This is a genomic window from Enterobacter sp. EC_64, from assembly GCF_019584165.1.
In the GTDB taxonomy this organism is placed as follows: Bacteria; Pseudomonadota; Gammaproteobacteria; order Enterobacterales; family Enterobacteriaceae; genus Enterobacter; species Enterobacter roggenkampii.
The window spans coordinates 148,677-162,865 of the sequence record NZ_VDAS01000003.1 but is presented as its reverse complement, the minus strand read 5'-3'; the positions used below and the strand labels follow the sequence as shown (position 1 = coordinate 162,865).

Sequence of the window (14,189 nt, the reverse complement as noted above, 5' to 3'; positions counted from 1 at the left end):
CGGCGGGAATTCCCGCCGTTTTCATTAAAACTGCACGCACACCGGCTGATCGACACGCATCACCGACTCCTGCGCGAAGCGGGACTTATAAATCCCGCGTAACGCTTCGATGTTCTTCTCGCTCTGCGCATCATTACCGTGGATCAGCATCAGCGCCTTGCTCGGCTCGCGCGCCACTTTTCCGTCGTTCCCCAGCCACTGCCCGCGGGCATCAAACACCGTTAAGCCATCGCGAAAGCGCGGCGTCACGTCCTGGTCAACAAACTGCTGCCACTCGTTGCTGGTAATCTGCGCCCCGGCAGGACGGTTTAAGCCGAAATAGAGCGTGGTTTGCTGCATCTGGCTATCCGCTTTGCAGGTCTCCACCGCTGCGTGTTGCGATGGCGCGTTGCATCCCGCCAGCGTCAATAATGCCGCCGCCATTAACCCTGTTTTGATTGTCATGCTTCGCTATCCTCATTGTTATAAGCACAGGGATATCACAGGAAAAGACGGATTTTGGCAAGAAAAAAGCCGGGTGCGCTTGCGCTTACCCGGCCTACGGTTTTCCGTGGGAAAAATTATTCCGGCTGCAGCTTAGACGGCGGCGCGGAGTGGTAATGCGCGTCGGCTTCCGCAAAGCGTTTCTGCATGGAGGCAGACGGTGCTTTACCCAGCAGGCTGAAGACCACGATACCGATGCTGCCGAAGATGAAGCCAGGAATGATTTCGTACAGGCCCAGCCAGGCGAACTGTTTCCAGACGATAACGGTCACCGCACCGATAATCATCCCCGCCAGCGCGCCGTTACGGGTCATACGGGACCACATGACGGAGAACAGGACGACCGGACCAAACGCCGCACCGAAGCCCGCCCACGCGTAGCTCACGAGACCCAGCACGCGGTTTTCCGGGTTGGCCGCCAGCGCAATCGCCACCAGCGCCACCAGCAGCACCATAAAGCGCCCTACCCACACCAGCTCTTTCTGGCTCGCGTTTTTACGCAGGAAGGCCTTATAGAGGTCTTCGGTGATTGCACTGGAGCAGACCAGCAGCTGACAGCTCAGGGTGGACATCACCGCGGCCAGGATCGCGGAGAGCAGAATACCGGCAATCCACGGGTTAAACAGAATCTGCGCCAGTTCGATGAACACGCGCTCGGCGTTCTGGTTCACCGCGCCCGCCTGCGCCGGGTTGTTATTAAAGTAGGCGATACCGAAGAAGCCGACCGCACACGCGCCCGCCAGACACAAAATCATCCACGTCATGCTGATGCGACGCGCATGAACGATGGTGTGATGAGAATCTGCCGCCATAAAGCGCGCCAGAATGTGCGGCTGACCGAAGTAGCCCAGACCCCAGCCCATCAGGGAGACGATGGCGACAAAGTTCAGCCCTTTCAGCATGTCGACGTTTTCAATGCTCTTCTGCTTGATCACTTCCAGCGATTCGCCAAAGCCGCCAACGGTGAAAATCACAATCACCGGGGTCAGGATCAGGGCAAAGATCATCAGGCTCGCCTGCACGGTGTCGGTCCAGCTTACCGCCAGGAACCCGCCCACGAAGGTATAGAGGATGGTCGCCGCCGCACCGGCCCACAGGGCGGTTTCGTAGCTCATGCCGAAGGTGCTTTCGAACAGGCGAGCGCCCGCCACGATGCCGGAGGCACAGTAGATGGTAAAGAACAGGAGGATAACCACGGCAGAGATAATGCGCAGAATGCGGCTGTTATCTTCAAAGCGTCCGGTGAAGTAGTCCGGCAGCGTCAGGGCATTATTGTTAGCCTCGGTATGCACGCGCAGACGGCCCGCCACCAGCTTCCAGTTGATCCACGCGCCCACGGTCAGACCGATGGCGATCCAGCTTTCCGAGATACCGGAGATAAAAATCGCACCCGGCAGACCCATCAGCAGCCATCCGCTCATGTCCGATGCGCCCGCAGAGAGTGCGGTCACCATCGGGCCTAAACTGCGTCCGCCCAGAATGTAGTCGTCAAAGTTTTTCGTGGAACGCCACGCCAAAAACCCTATCAGGATCATGCCAAAAATATAAACGAGAAATGTCACCAGCATCGGTGTGCTAATTGCCATTCAAATTCTCCAAAAGTGTCGAGCGACAACCATCCGGGTTGCCTTGTTATATGATCACCGGAACGAGGTGACGGTATCTTGTGTTTCGGTTGGGCGCGCTATCCTGCCGTATGCGCCCTCCGCTGACAAACGATTTAACACTGCATTTACATCAATTTCATCCCCGGTTTGATACGAGTTTCCTATAGGTTGCACTCGCTCACGCTTTTACGGGTTGCACCTTTGAAAAGTGTTAACTCCCGCATAAAACCAGGCTTTCCGCGACAAAGCCAGCACGTTTTTCCAGCTAACCATTCGTTAACAATCCATTCATTTTCTGGGTTGCAAACCAGGTCACATTTAACACGGTTGCACAAAGTTGCAACATGGGGGATATTTCACGCTAACGACCAAACACGATGAAAGCACAACAGGAGCTTTGGCATGGGGATGACCACCATGGGGGTTAAGCTGGATGACGCGACCCGCGAACGGATTAAGACTGCAGCAACCCGCATTGATCGCACGCCGCACTGGTTAATTAAGCAGGCGATTTTTAACTATCTCGAAAGACTCGAGAGCGACGAGGGCCTGCCGGAGCTGCCTGCCCTGCTCGCCGGTGCCGCCAATGAAAGCGAAGACGCGCCAGCCGCTGGCGATGAAAGCCATCAGCCGTTCCTCGAATTCGCCGAGCAGATCCTCCCGCAGTCCGTCAGCCGCGCCGCCATTACCGGTGCGTACCGTCGCGCCGAAACCGACGCCGTACCGATGCTGCTGGAGCAGGCCCGTCTGCCGGAAGCTATTGCCGCACAGGCGCACAGCCTGGCGTACCAGCTGGCTGACAAACTGCGTAACCAGAAAACCGCCACCGGCCGCGCCGGGATGGTTCAGGGTCTGCTGCAGGAGTTTTCCCTCTCCTCACAGGAAGGCGTGGCGCTGATGTGCCTGGCGGAAGCGCTGCTGCGTATTCCGGATAAAGCCACCCGCGACGCGCTGATCCGCGACAAGATCAGCAACGGCAACTGGCATTCGCACATTGGCCGCAGCCCGTCGCTGTTCGTCAACGCCGCTACCTGGGGCCTGCTGTTCACCGGCAAACTGGTCTCGACCCATAACGAAGCCAACCTGTCCCGCTCCCTGAACCGCATCATCGGCAAGAGCGGCGAGCCGCTGATCCGCAAGGGCGTGGACATGGCGATGCGCCTGATGGGCGAGCAGTTCGTCACCGGGGAAACCATTGCCGAAGCGCTGGCGAACGCCCGCAAGCTGGAAGATAAAGGTTTCCGCTACTCCTACGACATGCTGGGCGAAGCGGCGCTGACCGCCGCCGACGCGCAGGCCTACATGGTTTCTTACCAGCAGGCGATCCACGCCATCGGTAAAGCGTCCAACGGTCGCGGTATTTATGAAGGCCCGGGCATCTCCATTAAGCTCTCCGCCCTGCACCCGCGCTACAGCCGCGCGCAGTACGATCGGGTAATGGAAGAGCTCTACCCGCGCCTGAAGTCCCTGACCCTGCTGGCGCGCCAGTATGATATCGGCATCAACATCGACGCCGAAGAGGCCGACCGTCTGGAGATCTCCCTCGATCTGCTGGAAAAACTGTGCTTCGAACCGGAGCTGGCGGGCTGGAACGGCATTGGCTTCGTGATCCAGGCCTACCAGAAGCGCTGCCCGTTCGTCATTGATTACCTGATTGACCTGGCCAGCCGCAGCCGCCGTCGCCTGATGATCCGCCTGGTGAAAGGGGCCTACTGGGACAGCGAAATCAAACGCGCCCAGATGGAAGGGCTGGAAGGCTATCCGGTCTACACCCGCAAGGTCTACACCGACGTCTCTTACCTCGCCTGCGCGAAAAAGCTGCTCGGCGTGCCGAACCTGATCTATCCGCAGTTCGCCACCCACAACGCCCACACCCTGGCGGCGATATACAGCCTGGCCGGGCAGAACTACTACCCGGGCCAGTACGAATTCCAGTGCCTGCACGGCATGGGTGAACCGCTGTACGAGCAGGTGACCGGTAAAGTGGCGGACGGCAAGCTTAACCGCCCGTGCCGCATTTACGCCCCGGTAGGTACCCACGAAACCCTGCTGGCCTACCTGGTGCGTCGCCTGCTGGAAAACGGCGCGAACACCTCCTTCGTTAACCGCATCGCCGACACCACCCTGCCGCTCGACGAGCTGGTCGCCGATCCGGTGCAGGCCGTTGAGAAGATGGCGGCGCAGGAAGGCCAGATTGGCCTGCCGCATCCGAAGATTGCCCTGCCGCGCGAGCTGTACGGCAAGGGGCGCGTCAACTCGGCGGGGCTGGATCTCGCCAACGAACACCGTCTGGCTTCCCTCTCCTCTGCCCTGCTCAACAGCGCGCTGCAGAAGTGGCAGGCGAAACCGATGCTGGAGCAGCCCGTTGCTGACGGCGACATGCAGCCGGTCATCAACCCGGCGGAGCCAAAAGATATCGTCGGCTACGTGCGTGAAGCCACCGAAGCGGAGGTGGATCAGGCGCTGGACAGCGCGGTGAATAACGCCCCTATCTGGTTCGCCACCCCGCCGCAGGAGCGTGCCGCCATTCTGGAACGCGCGGCGGTGCTGATGGAAGATCAGATGCAGTCGCTCATCGGCATTCTGGTGCGCGAAGCGGGTAAAACCTTCAGCAACGCCATCGCCGAAGTGCGCGAGGCGGTCGACTTCCTGCACTACTACGCCGGTCAGGTGCGCGATGATTTCGACAACGAAACCCACCGTCCGCTCGGCCCGGTCGTCTGTATCAGCCCGTGGAACTTCCCGCTGGCGATCTTCACCGGCCAGATTGCCGCTGCCCTGGCCGCAGGCAACAGCGTGCTGGCAAAACCGGCGGAGCAGACCCCGCTGATTGCCGCACAGGGCATCAACATTCTTCTGGAGGCAGGCGTACCGGCGGGCGTGGTCCAGCTGCTGCCGGGCCGCGGTGAAACCGTGGGCGCCAAACTGACCTCCGATAACCGCGTGCGCGGCGTGATGTTTACCGGTTCGACCGAAGTGGCCTCGCTGCTGCAGCGCAATATTGCCACCCGTCTGGATGCGCAGGGTCGTCCTACGCCGCTCATTGCGGAAACCGGCGGCATGAACGCCATGATCGTTGACTCATCCGCGCTCACCGAGCAGGTGGTGGTCGACGTGCTGGCCTCCGCGTTCGACAGCGCAGGTCAGCGCTGCTCCGCCCTGCGCGTGCTGTGCCTGCAGGATGACGTGGCGGACCACACCCTGAAGATGCTGCGCGGCGCGATGGCCGAATGCCGCATGGGCAACCCGGGCCGTCTCACCACCGACATCGGGCCGGTGATCGACGCGGAAGCCAAAGCCAATATTGAAAACCACATTCAGGCCATGCGCGCGAAAGGCCGTCCGGTGTTCCAGGCGGTGCGAGACAACAGCGAAGACGCCCGCGAGTGGCGTTCCGGCACCTTTGTGCCGCCTACGCTTATCGAGCTGGCAAGCTTCGACGAGCTGAAAAAAGAGGTCTTCGGTCCGGTACTGCACGTGGTGCGCTACAACCGTAACAACCTCAACGAGCTGGTTGAGCAGATCAACGCCTCCGGCTATGGCCTGACGCTCGGCGTGCATACCCGTATCGACGAGACCATCGCGCAGGTGACCGGCAGCGCCAAAGTGGGCAACCTGTACGTCAACCGCAACATGGTGGGTGCGGTCGTGGGCGTGCAGCCGTTCGGCGGTGAAGGCCTCTCCGGCACCGGTCCGAAAGCGGGCGGTCCGCTCTACCTGTACCGTCTGCTGGCGAACCGTCCTGAGGACGCGCTGGGCGTTACCCTGGCGCGTCAGGATGCGGAGTATCCGGTGGATGCGCAGCTGAAAACCGTACTGACCCAGCCGCTGGACGCGCTGATTAAGTGGGCTGATAATCGTCCAGAGCTGCGTGCGATTGCGCAGCAGTATGGCGAGCTGGCACAGGCCGGTACGCAGCGTCTGCTGCCGGGGCCGACCGGCGAGCGCAATACCTGGACGCTGATGCCGCGCGAGCGCGTTCTGTGCGTGGCGGATAACGAGCAGGACGCGCTGGTACAGCTGGCCGCCGCGATGGCCACCGGGTGTGAAGTGCTGTGGCCGGACGATGCGCTGCATCGCGACCTGGCCAAACAGCTGCCGAAAGCGGTCTCGGCCCGCATTCACTTCGCGAAAGCCGATGCGCTCCTGACGCAGCCGTTCGATGCCGTCATTTACCACGGTGATTCTGACCAGCTGCGCGAGCTGTGCGAGCAGGTTGCGGCCCGCAGCGGGGCGATTGTTTCGGTGCAGGGCTTCGCGCGCGGCGAAACCAACCTGTTGCTGGAACGCCTGTACGTGGAGCGCTCGCTCAGCGTCAACACCGCTGCAGCGGGCGGTAACGCCAGCCTGATGACCATCGGTTAATCGTGTAAACTTTCCCCGGTGGCGCTACGCTTACCGGGGCTACAAAACAACCGTAGGCCGGATAAGCGCAGCGCATCCGGCTTTTTTACACGGAGGGGATGATGAAAAGAGTATTTCTCGCAGGCGCAGCGCTGCTGCTGAGCGCCAGCGCGCTGGCCGACGAGTGCGACAAAGCGACCACCCAGGTTGAACTGAATACCTGTAGCGCGCAGCAGTATCAGGCTGCCGACAAAAAGCTCAACCAGACCTATCAGGCCGCCGTCAAGCGTGCGGAAGCCCCTCAGCGCGAGCTGCTGAAAAAGGCGCAGCAGGCCTGGATTGCCCTGCGCGACGCGGACTGTGCGTTTATCGGTTCGGGGACGGAAGGCGGCAGCGTTCAGCCGATGATCGTGAATCAGTGCCTGGCGGAGAAAACCGTGGAGCGCGAGGCGTTTCTGGCCTCGCTGATGCAGTGTGAAGAGGGCGACTTAAGCTGCCCTCTCCCACCGGGGAACTAGCGCAAGCGGATCCCTTCGATAATCATCCGCTGCACGTTCTCCAGGGTGCTGTGGAAAAACGCTTCGTCCTGGAGCGTTTTTCCGGTCACCGCCTCGACCTGGGCCGCAAAGTCAGCGTAATGCTGGGTGGAGGCCCAAATCATAAAGATCAGATGATGTGGATCGACCGGAGCCAGCTTTCCGCTGGCCACCCATCCGGCAATAATGGCCGACTTATCGTCCACCAGCTGCTTTAAATCTCCGGTCAGCTCCGCCTGCAACAGCGGCGCGCCCTGCAGCATCTCGAGGCAGAACAGCCGTGATGCCTGCGGGTAATCGCGCGACACCTCCAGCTTCAGGCGAATGTACTCTTTGATCGCCACCAGCGGGGCCAGCTCCTCGCGGAACGCTTTCAGCGGCGCCAGCCAGATATCGAGGATCTGCTGCATCACCGCGACATAGAGCGCCTCTTTCGACGGGTAATAGTAGAGCAGATTGGTTTTGGATACCCCTGACTGCTCCGCCACCTGCTCAAGGCGCGTGCCGTGAATACCAAACTGCGAAAAGGTCTCCAGGGCCGCGCTGAGGATCGCCTGCTTCTTGGCGCTCACCGCCTGCGAACGTTTACCTGGTGTTTTCACTGCGCCTTGTGCCATTCCCGCTCTCCTTATTCTGCGTTGCCCTCAGCATAGCAAAACCCCCGTCTCGCCACGACATCCTGCACCCCGATCGCGCATGAATGCCTGTTTTCTGTGCAATGTTTTTGACCAGTTAGTCCACATTTAATCACATCAAACCACCAACCTCTGATTAACACATTAATAACACTGCCATTTTCAAAACTGGCACTGCCTTTGCAAAAACACCGTTACACCTGCGACGTAATGAAGAGAGGTTCGTGATGAAAATTGGCGTATTTGTACCCATCGGCAACAACGGCTGGCTTATCTCGACCACTGCACCGCAATACATGCCAACCTTTGAGCTGAATAAAGCCATCGTGCAGAAAGCGGAGCACTACCATTTCGACTTTGCGCTTTCGATGATCAAGCTGCGCGGCTTCGGCGGCAAAACCGAGTTCTGGGATCACAACCTGGAGTCCTTCACCCTGATGGCCGGGCTGGCCGCGGTCACCTCGCGGATCCAGATCTACGCCACCGCAGCCACCCTCACCCTGCCCCCGGCGATCGTGGCGCGCATGGCCTCCACCATCGACTCCATCTCCGGCGGACGCTTTGGCGTCAACCTGGTTACCGGCTGGCAAAAACCGGAGTACGAGCAGATGGGTCTCTGGCCGGGCGACGATTACTTCTCTCGCCGCTACGACTACCTGACCGAGTACGTGCAGGTCCTGCGCGACCTGTGGGGGACCGGCAAAAGCGATTTCAAGGGTGACTTCTTCACCATGAACGACTGCCGCGTCAGCCCGCAGCCCTCGGTGCCGATGAAGGTGATTTGCGCCGGGCAGAGCGACGCGGGAATGGAGTTCTCGGCGAAATACGCCGACTTCAACTTCTGCTTCGGTAAAGGGGTTAACACGCCTGCCGCCTTCGCCCCGACCGCCGCGCGCATGAAAGAGGCCGCCGACAAAACCGGGCGCGACGTGGGCTCCTACGTGCTGTTTATGGTCATTGCCGACGAAACCGACGAGGCCGCACGCGCGAAATGGGTGCGCTATAAGGAGGGCGCCGACGAGGAGGCCCTGAGCTGGCTCACCGAGCAGAGCCAGAAGGACACCCGCTCCGGGGCGGATACCAACGTTCGCCAGATGGCCGACCCGACCTCCGCCGTCAATATCAACATGGGCACGCTGGTCGGCTCGTACGCCAGCGTCGCCAGGATGCTCGATGAAGTGGCAGCCGTTCCCGGGGCGGAAGGCGTCCTGCTGACCTTTGATGACTTCCTCACCGGCGTGGAAACCTTCGGCGAGCGCATCCAGCCGCTGATGCAGTGCCGCGCCCACATCCCTGCCGTCACGAAGGAGGTGGCGTAATGACGACACTTAACGCACGCCCGGAAGCCATCACCTTCGCGCCCCAGCAAAGCGCACTGATCGTGGTGGACATGCAAAACGCCTACGCCAGTCAGGGCGGCTATCTGGATCTGGCGGGGTTCGACGTCTCCGCCACCCGGCCTGTGATTGAGAACATTAAAACCGCCGTCGCCGCCGCGCGCGCCGCGGGCATGCTTATCATATGGTTCCAGAACGGCTGGGACGACCAGTACGTTGAGGCCGGTGGCCCCGGTTCACCGAACTTCCACAAGTCGAACGCCCTGAAAACCATGCGTAAACGGCCCGAACTGCAGGGCAAGCTGCTGGCGAAGGGCGGCTGGGATTATCAGCTGGTGGATGAGCTGGTCCCGCAGGCGGACGATATTGTCCTGCCGAAACCGCGCTACAGCGGCTTTTTCAACACCCCGCTCGACAGCCTGCTGCGCAGCCGGGGCATTCGCCACCTGGTCTTCACCGGCATTGCCACCAACGTCTGCGTGGAGTCGACCCTGCGCGACGGCTTTTTCCTCGAGTATTTCGGCGTGGTGCTGGAAGACGCGACCCATCAGGCCGGGCCGGAATTCGCCCAGAAGGCGGCCCTGTTCAATATCGAAACCTTTTTTGGCTGGGTCAGTAACGTTGCGGAGTTCTGCGACGCCCTGACTCCTCCGCTCGCCCGTATCGCCTGAGGAGACACACGATGCCGAAATCCGTAATCATCCCGCCGGGCACCAGCACGCCCATCGCCCCGTTTGTCCCCGGCACCCTTGCCGACGGCGTGGTGTATGTCTCCGGCACGCTGCCGTTTGATAAAGACAACAACGTGGTGTTTATCAACGACCCAAAGGCGCAAACCCGCCACGTGCTGGAGACGATCAAAACCGTGATCGAAACGGCGGGTGGCACGATGGAAGACGTGACCTTCAACAGCATCTTTATTACCGACTGGAAAAACTACGCCGCGATTAACGAAATCTACGCGGAGTTCTTCCCCGGCGATAAGCCGGCCCGATTCTGCATTCAGTGCGGGCTGGTGAAGCCGGACGCGCTGGTTGAGATCGCCACCGTTGCGCACATCGCGAAGTGAGGCAGGCATGAAACTCTCCGTCTCACCGCCCCCGTATGAGGGTGCGCCCGTGGTGGTCCTTATTGCCGGTCTCGGCGGCAGCGGCAGCTACTGGCTGCCCCAGCTGGCCGCGCTGGAACCCGAGTATCAGGTGGTGTGTTATGACCAGCGCGGAACGGGCAATAACCCCGACGCCCTGCCGGAAGGATACAGCCTGGCACAGATGGCGGACGAACTGGCCCAGGCGCTGGCTGAGGCCGGGATTGCCCGCTACAGCGTCGTCGGCCATGCGCTGGGGGCACTGGTCGGCCTGCAGCTGGCCCTCGACCGCCCCGACGCCCTCACCGCGCTGGTGTGCGTCAACGGCTGGTTGACCCTCAGCGCGCATACCCGCCGCTGCTTTCAGATCCGCGAACGCCTGCTGCATTACGGCGGCCCACAGGCGTGGGTTGAGGCGCAGCCGCTGTTTCTCTACCCGGCAGACTGGATGGCCGCTCGCGCCCCCCGTCTGGAGGCCGAAGAAGCGCTGGCGCTGGCCCATTTCCAGGGCAAAGCCAACCTGCTGCACCGGCTCAGCGCCCTGAAAAAGGCCGACTTCAGCCGCCACGCCGCACGCATCCGCTGCCCGGTACAGATCATTTGTTCCGCCGACGACATGCTGGTGCCCTCTGTCTGCTCGTCTGAGCTGCAGGCGGCCATCCCGCACAGCCACAGCGCGGTGATGCGTCAGGGCGGCCATGCCTGCAACGTCACCGAGCCGGACACCTTCAACACCCTGCTGCTGAACGGGCTTGCCAGCCTGCTGCACAGTCATGAACACGCTTTATAAGGAGCCTTAATGAGCGAAGCCATTACCCCCGCCGCGCTGGAAACCCTGTTCACCGGCGCCCGCACCCATAACGGCTGGCAGGATATTGCCGTCACCGACGAGACGCTGCACGAAATCTACGACCTGATGAAATGGGGGCCAACCTCGGCCAACTGCTCCCCGGCACGGATTGTGTTTGTGCGAAGCGCGGAGGGAAAAGAGAAGCTCCGCCCGGCGCTCTCCAGCGGCAATCTGGAGAAAACGCTCACCGCCCCGGTCACGGCGATTGTCGCCTGGGACAGTGAATTCTACGAGCGCCTGCCTGAACTGTTCCCGCACGGCGATGCCAGAAGCTGGTTTACCGCAAGCCCCGCGCTGGCGGAAGAAACCGCCTTTCGCAACAGCTCGCTGCAGGCCGCCTACATGATTTTCGCCTGTCGCGCGCTGGGGCTGGACACCGGCCCGATGTCGGGCTTTGACCGCCAAAAGGTCGACGAGGCCTTTTTCACCGGCACGACGCTTAAAAGCAATCTGCTGATCAACATTGGCTACGGCGACCCGGGCAAACTTTACGGCCGCCTGCCGCGCCTGACCTTCGACGATGCCTGCGGGCTGGCGTAAGGAGCGATCATGACGACACCGGATAAGCAAACCTTTCGCGACGCCATGGCCTGCGTTGGCGCGGCGGTGAATATCATCACCACCGACGGTCCGGCGGGGATGGCAGGCTTCACCGCCAGCGCGGTGTGCAGCGTTACGGATTCACCACCCACCCTGCTGGTGTGCCTGAACCGCGGCGCGTCCGTCTGGCCGACGTTCAGCGAAAACCGCACCCTTTGCGTGAATACCCTCAGCGCCGGACAGGAGCCGCTCTCAAACCTGTTTGGCGGCAAAACGCCAATGGAAGAACGCTTCGCCGCCGCCCGCTGGCAAACGGGCGACACGGGCTGTCCGCGTCTGGAGGATGCGCTGGCCTCGTTTGACTGCCGCATCAGCCAGGTGGTGAGCGTCGGCACCCATGACATTCTGTTCTGCGACATCGTTTCGATTATTCGCCACCCGGCGCCGCAAGGGCTGGTGTGGTTTGACCGCGGCTACCACGCGCTGATGCGACCCGCCTGTTAAGGCGCTCTAAGGAGACAGACCATGTTCGGATTTCCCCACTGGCAGTTGAAATCGACCTCCACAGACGCTGGCGTGGTCGCGCCGGATGAACGCCTCCCGCTCGGGCAGACGATGGTGATGGGCGTCCAGCACGCGGTCGCCATGTTTGGCGCCACGGTGCTAATGCCGATGCTGATGGGACTCGATCCCAACCTCTCGATTCTGATGTCCGGTATCGGCACCCTGCTGTTCTTTTTTGTCACCGGCGGGCGCGTGCCCAGCTATCTGGGATCCAGCGCCGCCTTTGTCGGCGTGGTGATCGCCACCACCGGGTTTAACGGCCAGGGAATCAACCCCAACCTGAGCGTGGCCCTCGGCGGCATCATCGCCTGCGGTCTGGTGTATACCCTGATTGGTCTGGTGGTGATGAAGATCGGCACGCGCTGGATCGAACGCATGATGCCCCCCGTCGTCACCGGCGCGGTAGTAATGGCGATCGGTCTGAACCTTGCGCCGATTGCGGTGAAAAGCGTCTCCGGCTCGCCGTTTGAAAGCTGGATGGCCGTCGTGACCGTGCTGTGCATCGGTCTGGTGGCGGTCTTTACGCGGGGCATGATCCAGCGGCTGCTGATCCTGGTCGGGTTGATTGTCGCCTGTCTGGTATATGCCCTGCTGGCAAACGTTTTTGGTCTCGGCAAGCCGGTTGATTTTACGCTGCTGCATCAGGCCGCCTGGTTCGGCCTGCCGCAGATCACCTCCCCCACCTTTAACACCCAGGCGATGATGCTTATCGCCCCCGTCGCCGTTATCCTGGTGGCGGAAAATCTGGGCCACCTGAAGGCGGTCGCGGGAATGACCGGACGCAGCATGGACCCGTACATGGGCCGCGCGTTCGTCGGCGATGGGCTGGCGACCATGCTCTCCGGTTCCGTGGGCGGCAGCGGCGTTACCACCTATGCCGAGAATATCGGCGTGATGGCGGTGACCAAAGTCTATTCGACGCTGGTCTTCGTGGCGGCGGCGGTGATGGCGATGCTGCTCGGCTTCTCGCCGAAGTTCGGCGCGCTGATCCATACCATTCCGTCACCGGTCATCGGCGGGGCATCAATCGTGGTGTTTGGGCTGATCGCCGTGGCCGGGGCGCGCATCTGGGTGCAGCATCGCGTCGATCTCAGCCAGAACGGCAACCTGATTATGGTGGCCGTTACGCTGGTGCTGGGCGCGGGCGATTTTGCCCTGACGCTGGGCGGGTTTACGATCGGCGGGATTGGCACGGCGACCTTCGGCGCGATCCTGCTTAACGCCCTGCTGAGCCGCCGGATGGCCGCTGCGCCGCAGGGCGAGGTGGTGCGTCAGGAGTCGTGAAATCTCAATGTCGGGTGACGGCGATGCCTTACCCGACCTTTATGTTCGCTAAGAACACCTTTATGTCAGGCAATCACGCCTGCTCAAACAGTCGTTCGATAGATTTTGTAGGAAAGAAAAGAGAATGGCTGTTTTCATCCGTCAATGGAATAAAGCCCTGCTTCAGATAAAATTGTTTTGCCTGGTCGTTGAGTGCATCAACAAATATTCCGTGTACACCCACCGCCTGCGATGCCAGATAGACAACCCGCATGGCATGTGTGACGAGCGTCGTTCCCCACTCCAGCCCCTGTAAGTCTTTATGTATCGCCAGACGTCCCAGCGTTACGCTCGGTACGTTGCTATAAGGGATCCGACGCTGCTGAGTCTTAGAAGGCAGCATCGCTTTTTCAAAGCAACTACCAGACAACGTGTAATAGCCCAGGACCCGCGGACCATCGCGATCTTTAAGCAAATAGCCTCGTAAAATACGCCCATTGTGCTGACGCACCAGATGTTCTGTGAGGAAGACATTTAGCGAGGGTTCACCACAATCGAAGTCCCTGAAATCATAGTCTTTTCCCTCTGAAAACATTTCGATCGTGAGATTGTCCACGACGCTTCACTCCATGTTTCGAAGACGTTTCGCCGCTCGCTTCAGGCGTTCATTTGGCTCTGGTGGATTGTCGATGGCATCCATCACCGCATTCCAGGATGCTTCGTTTAATACGAGACGGCGGTGCTGCTCGATGACTTCCGCTGCCCGCTCTGACGCACTGTTCACCATAAACTGGGTGATCGTTTGATTCGTCATCGCTGCCGCTTCTTCAATCATTGTTTTGTCTTCGTCCGTTAAGCGAAGATCGATACGCTGTTTTTTCAGTGCTGGCATGGTTTACTTCACCGTGTACGGTATTTATCCGTACACATCGTAGATAAACCC

At 60.6% G+C, this 14,189-nt stretch carries 14 protein-coding genes; 9 read left to right on the top strand and 5 right to left on the bottom strand.

Translation table 11 applies throughout. From position 1 onward, the window contains the following. Positions 1 to 24: 24 nt before the first annotated feature. Positions 25 to 444, bottom strand: coding sequence for a DUF3574 domain-containing protein (locus tag FHC52_RS03700; RefSeq protein ID WP_126289413.1), 420 nt, complete (start codon positions 442 to 444; stop codon positions 25 to 27). A gap of 116 nt (positions 445 to 560) precedes the next feature. Continuing rightward, the gene (putP, locus tag FHC52_RS03695) at positions 561 to 2,069 is read right to left on the bottom strand and encodes a sodium/proline symporter PutP (RefSeq protein WP_008499815.1); all 1,509 of its coding nucleotides are present in this window, start codon (positions 2,067 to 2,069) and stop codon (positions 561 to 563) included. Positions 2,070 to 2,492: 423 nt separating this feature from the next. Between putP and putA the strand changes: the two genes are divergently transcribed. Both putA and FHC52_RS03685 read left to right on the top strand, forming a co-directional pair. Then, positions 2,493 to 6,455 (top strand): trifunctional transcriptional regulator/proline dehydrogenase/L-glutamate gamma-semialdehyde dehydrogenase, encoded by a 3,963-nt coding sequence (gene putA / locus FHC52_RS03690; RefSeq protein ID WP_095428620.1) that lies wholly within the window; start codon positions 2,493 to 2,495, stop codon positions 6,453 to 6,455. Positions 6,456 to 6,556: 101 nt separating this feature from the next. Then, positions 6,557 to 6,952 (top strand): lysozyme inhibitor LprI family protein, encoded by a 396-nt coding sequence (locus FHC52_RS03685; RefSeq protein ID WP_008499817.1) that lies wholly within the window; start codon positions 6,557 to 6,559, stop codon positions 6,950 to 6,952. Here the strand turns inward: FHC52_RS03685 and rutR are convergent. Then, positions 6,949 to 7,587 carry an HTH-type transcriptional regulator RutR gene (gene rutR / locus FHC52_RS03680; protein WP_045417154.1) on the bottom strand — a complete coding sequence of 213 codons (639 nt, stop codon included), beginning with the start codon at positions 7,585 to 7,587 and terminating at the stop codon, positions 6,949 to 6,951. The two genes, FHC52_RS03685 and rutR, sit on opposite strands and share 4 nt — an antisense overlap. Positions 7,588 to 7,832: 245 nt before the next feature. On the opposite strand from rutR, the gene rutA reads away from it, so the two are divergent. From rutA to rutG, 7 genes are read left to right on the top strand one after another with little or no spacing between them, the layout of a single operon-like run. After that, positions 7,833 to 8,924 (top strand): pyrimidine utilization protein A, encoded by a 1,092-nt coding sequence (gene rutA, locus FHC52_RS03675; RefSeq protein WP_021240805.1) that lies wholly within the window; start codon positions 7,833 to 7,835, stop codon positions 8,922 to 8,924. Beyond that, on the top strand, positions 8,924 to 9,613 hold the full coding sequence (gene rutB / locus FHC52_RS03670; protein WP_047745127.1) for a pyrimidine utilization protein B: 690 nt from the start codon (positions 8,924 to 8,926) through the stop codon (positions 9,611 to 9,613). The genes rutA and rutB overlap by 1 nt, the downstream gene beginning before the upstream one ends. Before the next feature lie 11 nt (positions 9,614 to 9,624). Continuing rightward, on the top strand, positions 9,625 to 10,011 hold the full coding sequence (gene rutC / locus FHC52_RS03665) for a pyrimidine utilization protein C (RefSeq protein ID WP_008499822.1): 387 nt from the start codon (positions 9,625 to 9,627) through the stop codon (positions 10,009 to 10,011). A gap of 7 nt (positions 10,012 to 10,018) precedes the next feature. Then, positions 10,019 to 10,819: a pyrimidine utilization protein D gene (gene rutD / locus FHC52_RS03660; RefSeq protein ID WP_021240807.1), complete on the top strand. Its 801-nt coding sequence runs from the start codon at positions 10,019 to 10,021 to the stop codon at positions 10,817 to 10,819. A gap of 9 nt (positions 10,820 to 10,828) precedes the next feature. After that, positions 10,829 to 11,419, top strand: a complete 591-nt coding sequence (locus FHC52_RS03655) for a malonic semialdehyde reductase (RefSeq protein ID WP_126287632.1) — start codon at positions 10,829 to 10,831, stop codon at positions 11,417 to 11,419. 9 nt (positions 11,420 to 11,428) lie between these two features. Further along, the gene (rutF, locus tag FHC52_RS03650) at positions 11,429 to 11,923 is read left to right on the top strand and encodes an NADH-dependent FMN reductase RutF (protein ID WP_023327078.1); all 495 of its coding nucleotides are present in this window, start codon (positions 11,429 to 11,431) and stop codon (positions 11,921 to 11,923) included. A gap of 21 nt (positions 11,924 to 11,944) precedes the next feature. Next, on the top strand, positions 11,945 to 13,267 hold the full coding sequence (gene rutG / locus FHC52_RS03645) for a pyrimidine utilization transport protein G (RefSeq protein WP_045352935.1): 1,323 nt from the start codon (positions 11,945 to 11,947) through the stop codon (positions 13,265 to 13,267). Positions 13,268 to 13,340: 73 nt separating this feature from the next. On the opposite strand, the gene FHC52_RS03640 is transcribed toward rutG, so the two are convergent. Further along, positions 13,341 to 13,862 (bottom strand): GNAT family N-acetyltransferase, encoded by a 522-nt coding sequence (locus FHC52_RS03640; RefSeq protein WP_032651255.1) that lies wholly within the window; start codon positions 13,860 to 13,862, stop codon positions 13,341 to 13,343. 6 nt (positions 13,863 to 13,868) lie between these two features. Next, positions 13,869 to 14,138, bottom strand: a complete 270-nt coding sequence (locus FHC52_RS03635; RefSeq protein WP_008499829.1) for a DUF1778 domain-containing protein — start codon at positions 14,136 to 14,138, stop codon at positions 13,869 to 13,871. Between the last annotated feature and the right edge of the window lie 51 nt (positions 14,139 to 14,189).